Raw genomic sequence first — 3,703 nt, forward strand, 5'->3', positions numbered from 1 at the left:
GTCGGCGGCCCGGGCCGTCGGCGGGCTCCGGGCCTGCCGGGGTGGTGTCGCCGGCGTGCAGCACCAGCCCCTCGGTGACCGGCGGTCCCGCCGGGCTGCGCTCTCCGGGCAGCGGGGCGAGCACCCGCAGGTCGACCGAGGGCCGCAGTTCCCCACCGAGCGAGGACCAGACGTCGGAGACCGACGGCAGGCCGGTGTCGCGCCCCGCGATGTCCAGCCCGACGGTCAGTCCGAGTTCGGCGAGCGTGCCGGTGAGCAGCCGGGCAGGCAGCGTGTCGGTGGTGGTCAGGCACTGCAACACCTCGGCCAGCAGCCGGTGTTCGTCCTGCGGCCGGTTGGTCCAGGCGGTGACCAGGTAGGCCAGCTCGAACCAGCGGGGCGCGGGGCGGTGGCCGGTCACCAGGCCGTCCGCGTCGTACTCCGCGACGGTGCCGGCCTGTCGGCGGCCGGTGTCCTCGCGGAGCCCGTAGAGGAAGACGCTGACCGTGGGCGCGTTGCGCCGGGCCGCGAAGTCCCGGGTGGGCGCGTCGAAGACCACCTCGATCCCGCGCTCGGGCAGGCCCGTCTCGGCGAGCAGCTGCCGCAGCGCCTCGTCGACCTCGTGGATCACCGCCGCTCCACCTCCCCCGGCGGGCCGATACTGCCCTCCACCACGAGGAAGGGGCAGGTCACCGGGGAGAACCCGGGGCCTTCGGCGGTGATGGTGCGCGGGCCCGTCTCGTCCTTGGGGAGGATGAGCAGCTGGCCGGCGAACGTCCCGTCGGCCTTCGGACGGGTGGGCGCCGCCGCGGCGGTGATGCCGGGCTGCCAGGTGAACCGGACCGGCGCGCCGGGCGGGAAGTCCACGCCGCGCACCGAGGTCACGAAGCCGGGCTTGCCGATCGGCGGCACCGCGACGATGCGGGGCTGGAGGATGCGCAGCGGGGTGCTCGCCCGGTGCGGTCCCGGGGTGGCGTCGGTGCCGGTGGTGGTCAGCTCCGCGGTGATGGTGGTGTCCAGCGCCGCCACGGGTGAGAGCACCACCCGGACCACCGCGCTGCGGCCCGGGGCCAGGTCGCTCACCGTGCAGCTGCCGCTCCGGCAGCCGGGGGGCAGGGCTTCGGTGGGCACCCCTGCGGGCAGGCCGAGCGTCAGCCGCAGGCCGGTGGCAAGGGCCTGGCCGCTGTTGCGCACCGTGTAGCTGACGGTCACGTGGCCGCCGACGTAACCGGGGTTCGGCTGGGCGTCGACCGCGATGCCTGGGCCGGCCTGGGGCGGCGGGGCGGGGGCCGGGGGCGGCGGCGGGGCGGGGGTGGGCGTGACCGTCGGGGTGGGTGTGGGTGTGGGTGTGGGTGTCGGGGTCGGCGTGGCGGTCGGCGACGGGGTGGCGGTCGGCGAGGGGGTCGGCGGATCCAGCACCGGCAGGAGGGTCCGGGCGGAGTCGTCGTCGGGGTACGGATCGACCACCGCCCCGGTGACGCTCCAGCCGACCTCCTGGGTGCCGGGCCGGGTGCCGATCAGGGTGGCCTTGACCCGGACCACCGCGCGCGGTGCCAGGGTGCCGAGTTCGCAGCGCAGCGCCGCGGCGTCGCACGATCCGGTCGGGGTGGTCAGCTTGTCGAGCCGGGCGCCGGTCGGCACCGAGACGGTCAGGGCGGTGCCGGGCGAGGGCGCGGGGCCCTTGTTGGTCACGGTGATCGTCACCTCGGTGCTGCCGTCGACGGGGACGGCCGGGGTCCGCTCGGGCACGCTGAGCGCCAGGTCGACGGACTGCTGGACGGCCGGCTCCTTCTGGCGGCCCGGCAGCCGCCAGTCGAGCTCGGTGAGCGTGGCGGTCGCGAAGTCGTAGATCTTGAGCCCCTCCGGTGAGCTCGGCGGCGCGGCACGGCGGGAGGTCAGCACCAGCTGCGCGCTGTTCGCCGTCCAGGCGACGTCGCGGGGCTGGAAGGGCCCGGTGGTGGGGCGTTCGGGCAGCGGCCGGGTGCAGGCGCCCTGGCCGAGCCCGGTGGGCACGACCACGGTGCAGTCCTCGCCGCTCGGCGTGGTGATCACCACCCCGTCCTGCTGGTTGTTCCCGCCGTCACCGGCCTTGCGGTTGAAGGCGATGCGGCGGCCGTCGGGGGCGAACGCGGGGCTGTCGTCGATGACGTTGCAGCTGCCCGGGCAGGCCGTGCGGCTCAGGTCGGTCTGCCGGGTGAGGTCGTCCGCGGAGACGGTCCAGACGTGCAGGTTGCCGGCGTTGCCGTTGACCACGGCGGTGCGGGAGAAGGCGATCAGCTTGCCGTCGGGGGACCAGAACGGCTGGCCGTCGGAGGCGCCCTGCTGACCGGCCGGCGGCTGGACGGTGCCGACGATCCGCCCGGTGGACACCTCGGCGATCAGGACGCGCCCTGGCCGGGCCGGCTCCCGGCCGGTGGCCGGGGCGCTGCGGCTGAACACGATCAGCCGGCCGTCCGGTGAGAGGGACGGGTCGGTGTCCCGGTCGTTCGGACCGCGCCCGGCAAGGTTCATCGGGTTCGGGTTCGCCCCGTCGGCGTCGGCGAGCCAGATCCGCTGGATCCGGCCGGCCGGCCCGTCCTCGTAGCGGGTCACCACGATCTGGCGGCCGTCGGGCGTGTAGGTCTGGCGCTCGAACCAGGGGTCGAAGCCGGGGCGGGGGTGGAAGAGCGGGTCGGCGCCGGGGTCGGTACTGGTGTTGGTGTCGGCGGCCGGGTCCTCCCGGAGCACGCTGATGCCGAGGTCCCGCGGGTCGCCCCCGTCGGAGCGGACGTCCTCGACGTTGGCGACGTTGGCGCCGGCGGCGCTGGTCTGCTCGACGACCGGGCCACCGTCGTTCTGGGTACCGAGCCAGGTCGGCGTGGCGATCAACCGGTTGTCGCGGTAGAGCAGTCGGGGCGCCTCGCAGTTGCAGGTCAGCGCCCGATAGAGGTTCACCACCGGTGGCTGGGCCGGGTCGGGCTGCGGGGTCGGGTTGTTGGGGTCCAGCAGGTCGGCGCTGAGGAAGAGCACGCCGCTGCCGTCGGCCAGCCAGGCGGCGGAGCCGGTCTTCCAGGTGGAGCCGGTGCCGGGGAAGAACGCCTTGTCACCGCCGGTGGGCGAGGTGAGCATCAGGGTCCGGCCCTGGGCGCCCTGGTCCCAGGTGTAGACGATCTCGTTGCGGTGGGCGTCGTCGTTCACCGGGTTCCAGGTCGGGTCGATCGCGTCCCCGTTGGTCACGTTGGTGACCTTGACCGGAGCACCGCCTTCGAACGGCCGCAGGTAGACCTGGCGGTGCTCCGGTTCACCGGTACAGGAGTACGCGATCCACTTGCCGTCGGGCGAGACCGTCGGATGGGTCTCGTCGGCCGCGCCGTCGGTGATCCGGCGCAGCCCGCTGCCGTCCCGGTTGACCGCCCACAGCACCTTCTGCGGACTGCCGCCTCCGGCGCGGGGCTCCAGGGACTCGAAGACGACGCCCTTGCCGTCGGGGGCCAGCGCAGGGTGGGCGGTGTCCATTCCGGTGGTGAGCCGGTGCACCGCGCCGGCCGCGTCGCGCAGGTACACCTGGGGCAGCGGGCCGTCGCGCAGGCTGGTGAAGACCAGTTCGTCGCCGCGGGCCGAGGGGTCGCGGTCGAAGTGGATCGGGCCGGGCCCGAACAGCGGGGTGCTCGACTCCGCGCCGGTCACCTTGCCGAGGCCTCGGTGGTTGGTGCCGGCGAAGACGATCCGCCCGGCCGCCGGGTCG

2 protein-coding genes are annotated in these 3,703 nt (G+C 74.9%); both read right to left on the reverse strand.

Going from position 1 to position 3,703, the window contains the following annotated elements:
- On the reverse strand, window positions 1-610 hold a 610-nt coding region (locus tag KS423_RS41055; protein ID WP_224284827.1), incomplete at its 3' end, for a DUF4255 domain-containing protein.
- Window positions 607-3,703, reverse strand: a 3,097-nt coding sequence (locus KS423_RS41060) for a DUF11 domain-containing protein (RefSeq protein WP_224284828.1), incomplete at its 5' end; no start/stop codon positions are given. The genes KS423_RS41055 and KS423_RS41060, both read right to left, overlap by 4 nt.

It is taken from the genome of Streptomyces sp. LS1784 (genome assembly GCF_020103755.1).
Taxonomy (GTDB): Bacteria; Actinomycetota; Actinomycetes; order Streptomycetales; family Streptomycetaceae; genus Kitasatospora.